This window comes from Streptomyces sp. NPDC002926 (assembly GCF_053591755.1).
Genome location: NZ_JBSFUK010000082.1, coordinates 1 through 3,553, shown reverse-complemented (window position 1 = coordinate 3,553; position 3,553 = coordinate 1). Strand labels below are relative to the sequence as shown.

The following is a 3,553-nucleotide window of genomic DNA, read 5'->3' as shown; positions in this document are numbered from 1 at the left end:
GAGGAGTACCCGACCGACGTCTATGTGCTGCCCAAGCACCTGGACGAGAAGGTCGCCCGGCTGCACCTCGCCGCGCTCGGCGTGAAGCTGACGACGCTCCGTCCCGAGCAGGCCTCCTACATCGGCGTCGACGTCGATGGCCCGTATAAGTCCGACCACTACCGCTACTGATCGGCTACTGACACACCCTCAGCGGTAGATACCAGCGGTACCAGGCAGGCCCCCGCACCCCCGTGTCGGGGGCCTGCCCGGTTACCGGCCTCGATCGGCTCCCGGTAAGAGCCTCACCGCACTAGGACACCTGAGCCCCATGCCCCGCGGCCGTTATTCGCTTCACGATCCGCACGATCACACTCCCCTCGGTGAAGAACACTTCCATTGCGCCCCCGGCCCCTCCGGCTGGCGCTACGTCTCCCAGATCACCACCCCTTCCGGTGACCACGCCGGCTCCGTCGACCTCGCCCTCGACGAACTCGGTCGTCCCATCCGTCTCGAACTCCACGCCGCGAGCTGGCAGGTCCGCGGTGCCGCTCTCGACGGCGTCACCTGGGTGCGCACCGACCCCACCGGCGCTCATGCCACCGAAGGCAATGTCCGCGCCCACGCCTTCACCGGCACATCCCCCGCCTTCCTTGTCGCGACCTCACGTCTCCTGCGCCTCACCCCCGATTCCCCCGCGACGCGTGTCCGCCTCGTCGCCTTCACGGATCCGGTCCTCGCTCCCCGCACTCTCGATCAGTCCTGGGCCCTGGTGAAGAGTGAAGCGCATGCCACTGACAACGGCCCCCTGATGGTGGACGAATACCAGGTCAGCGCCCTGGACACGGGTGAGCAGCACGTCGTCCACATCGCGGGGGACGTGGTCGTCGCGGCCCCCGGCATCGAACTCGAAAACTTGGAGACCCCGCCCTCGGTCTTCCCTTGAGGCCTTGAGGCCCTGAAGTCCTGCGGCTGACGGATTCCGACGACCTGCCGATCCGAAAGGCCGACGTTCCCGCGCGCTCCAACGCGGGACGTCCCCCGCGCTCCTACGCGGGCGGAGTGAATCCCGTGATGCGCGGCGTCTCCGTGCCCGGCAACGCACCCGGCACCGCCTCGGCCTCCGCAACAACGGCACTCGGCGCCACCCCACTCGGCACGGCGACCGCACCGGCACCAACCGCCCCCGGTGCCACTCCTCCCGGGACCCCGGCACCAGGCACCGAGCCCTCTCGGCCGACTGCCCCCGGAGTCACCCAACCCTGCGGGCCGCCTCCTGCCCCCGCCGCGGCCCCGGCCGCCCCGAACGCCTTCCGCGCGTCACGCGCCTGTCGCTCGTTCACCACAGCCGCCAAATAGGCGGCTGGCGGCACCCTCTCCGGCGGGGGCGCCCCCGTGCACGCCGCCATGTCGCCGGCCAGGCGTTCCGCCATCGACCAGCTCACCGCCTGGTCAAGCTGCCTCATTCGCGTCAGGTACTGACGTATCGCAAGCCACAGATCATCAGGCACACCCGACAGATCCAGTTCGGCGAACCGCCCGACGAGCCACGGCGGCGGAGGCGGCACCACCATCCCCCGCCCGGCCGGCACCCTCTCCCGGACCACCAGAGTCCCCGCGAACACGTCTCCTATTCGCCGCCCCCGTGCCGACACCAGCGAAGCGATACAGGCGATGACCCCGAACGACATCAGGATCTCCACCACGCCCATCGCCCCACGCACCAGCGCATGCCGGAACCGGATCGGCCCGCCGTCGTCCCGCACCACCCGCAGCCCACAGGCGAGCTTCCCGAGCGAGCGCCCGTGGCTGAGCGTCTCCACAGCTATCGGCGCCCCCACCAGGACCAGCAGGAACGTCGCGATCGACACCGCGGTGGCCGCCGCCTCGTCCAGCGACTCGGTCGCTACCGCAAGCCCTATCGACACCAGGAGAAACGCGGTCCAAACCACGATGAGGTCGATCACGAGAGCGAGCGCCCGGCTCGGCAGTTTCGCCGGCTGCAGCCCCAGTACGACCGCATCCCCCGTCACAAGCGCACTCACTGCTGCCCGCCCTTCACCGTCGAACTTCCCTGCCCCTTGATTCCTCAGTCTGCCAAGCTGACCCGCAGCGCGCCGCAGTAGTAAGGACCGTACGCACCCACTGCCTGGAGCAGCAGCCGACCATGGACCTCGATGTCTTCGTGACCGCCCACCGCACCGAGTGGGACCGCCTGGACCACCTCCTGCACCGGGGACGTCACCTCACCGGTGCCGAGGCCGACGAACTCGTCGCTCTCTACCAGCGCACGGCCACGCATCTCTCTCTCATACAGTCCAGCGCCCCGGACCCCATCCTGACGGGCAGGCTCACCCAGCTCGTCGCCCGAGCGCGCTCCACCGTCACCGGAACCCGCCGAGCCACTTGGCGCGACGCGGTCCGCTTCCTCACCGCGGGCTTCCCGGCGGCCGTTTACCGCTCCCGCCACTGGTGGATCCCCACGGCGGTCCTCTCCACTGTCCTGGCCGCGATCATCGGCTGGTGGATCGGAGCCCACCCCGAGGTCCAGTCGGCGATCGGCGCTCCGGACGAACTGCGCCGGCTGACCCGCCCGGGCGGTGAGTACGAGACGTACTACTCGAGCCACCCGGCGGCCTCCTTCGCCGCCCAGGTCTGGACGAACAATGCTCAAGCCGCCGCCATGTGCCTGACGCTGGGAGCGTTCCTCTGCATACCGGTGATCTGGATTCTCTTCCTCAATGTGCTCAACCTCGGCGTCGGTATCGGCCTGATGTCGTCGGCGGGCCGGCTCGACGTCTTCCTGGGCCTGGTCCTCCCGCACGGACTGCTCGAACTGACAGCTGTCTTCGTCGCCGCCGGTACCGGCCTCCGCCTCGGCTGGACTGTCATCGATCCAGGCCCTCAATCCCGCCGCACAGCCCTCGCCCAGCAGGGCCGCTCCGCCATCGGTATGGCCATTGGCCTCGCCCTTGTCCTCTTCGTGTCGGGCGTGATCGAAGGCTTCGTCACCCCGTCGGGACTGCCGACCTGGGCGCGTATCGCCATTGGCATCGCCGCTGAACTGGCGTTTCTGGCGTACGTCTACATCCTGGGCGGCCGAGCAGCCCGCGCCGGCGACAGCGGCGACGTGGAAGAGGCGGACCGCAGCGCCGAGCTCCCGGCCGCTGCCTGATGTGCGTCGGGCACTTCTGAGCTGCTAGTCTCCTCTCCGCCCCACAAAAACCGTTGACACGGTCGTCGTGGGGAGGTAGATTTAAACGGTTGTCTCGGACTGGACAAGTGCGAGTGCGACCGTTAATGTCTCTCTCGCTCTTACCTGGAAATTGAATTTCCACAGAGCCTCCCGATTTCTATCCGGATCACGATGGCCGATCAGTTCGGCCGGAATGCTTCTGATAAAGTCGGATCAGCCGAAAGGCAAAGGCCCCCAACGGCCACTGGAATCAAATCCCGAACCGGAAACGGAACGGGAAAAAGATCTGGTAAGGTTGGAAACACGAAGGGAAGCGCCCGGAGGAAAGCCTCGGACAGTGTCCGTGGGTGAGTACAAAGGAAGCGTCCGTTCCTTGAG

At 67.8% G+C, this 3,553-nt stretch carries 4 protein-coding genes; 3 read left to right on the top strand and 1 reads right to left on the bottom strand.

Annotated elements, in window-relative coordinates; genetic code table 11:
• Together ACWDZ6_RS33330 and ACWDZ6_RS33325 are read left to right on the top strand one after the other, a co-directional pair.
• Positions 1-171 (top strand): adenosylhomocysteinase (locus ACWDZ6_RS33330; protein WP_451505777.1); only part of this gene is annotated, 171 nt, incomplete at its 5' end.
• A 139-nt stretch (positions 172-310) separates the two neighbouring features.
• Entirely contained in the window at positions 311-925 is a 615-nt protein-coding gene (locus tag ACWDZ6_RS33325) for a hypothetical protein (RefSeq protein ID WP_326650282.1), read from the top strand.
• Between the two features lie 103 nt (positions 926-1,028).
• On the opposite strand, the gene ACWDZ6_RS33320 is transcribed toward ACWDZ6_RS33325, so the two are convergent.
• The gene (locus ACWDZ6_RS33320) at positions 1,029-2,024 is read right to left on the bottom strand and encodes an RDD family protein (RefSeq protein ID WP_451505823.1); all 996 of its coding nucleotides are present in this window, start codon (positions 2,022-2,024) and stop codon (positions 1,029-1,031) included.
• 122 nt (positions 2,025-2,146) lie between these two features.
• On the opposite strand from ACWDZ6_RS33320, the gene ACWDZ6_RS33315 reads away from it, so the two are divergent.
• Positions 2,147-3,154 carry a stage II sporulation protein M gene (locus tag ACWDZ6_RS33315; RefSeq protein ID WP_451505822.1) on the top strand — a complete coding sequence of 336 codons (1,008 nt, stop codon included), beginning with the start codon at positions 2,147-2,149 and terminating at the stop codon, positions 3,152-3,154.
• The last annotated feature ends 399 nt before the right edge of the window (positions 3,155-3,553 follow it).

Bases quoted from the DNA above. Each gene is read 5' to 3' on its own strand.
- ACWDZ6_RS33325 (WP_326650282.1), top strand. From the start codon at position 311: ATGCCCCGCGGCCGTTATTCGCTTCACGATCCGCACGATCACACTCCC.
- ACWDZ6_RS33315 (WP_451505822.1), top strand. From the start codon at position 2,147: ATGGACCTCGATGTCTTCGTGACCGCCCACCGCACCGAGTGGGACCGC.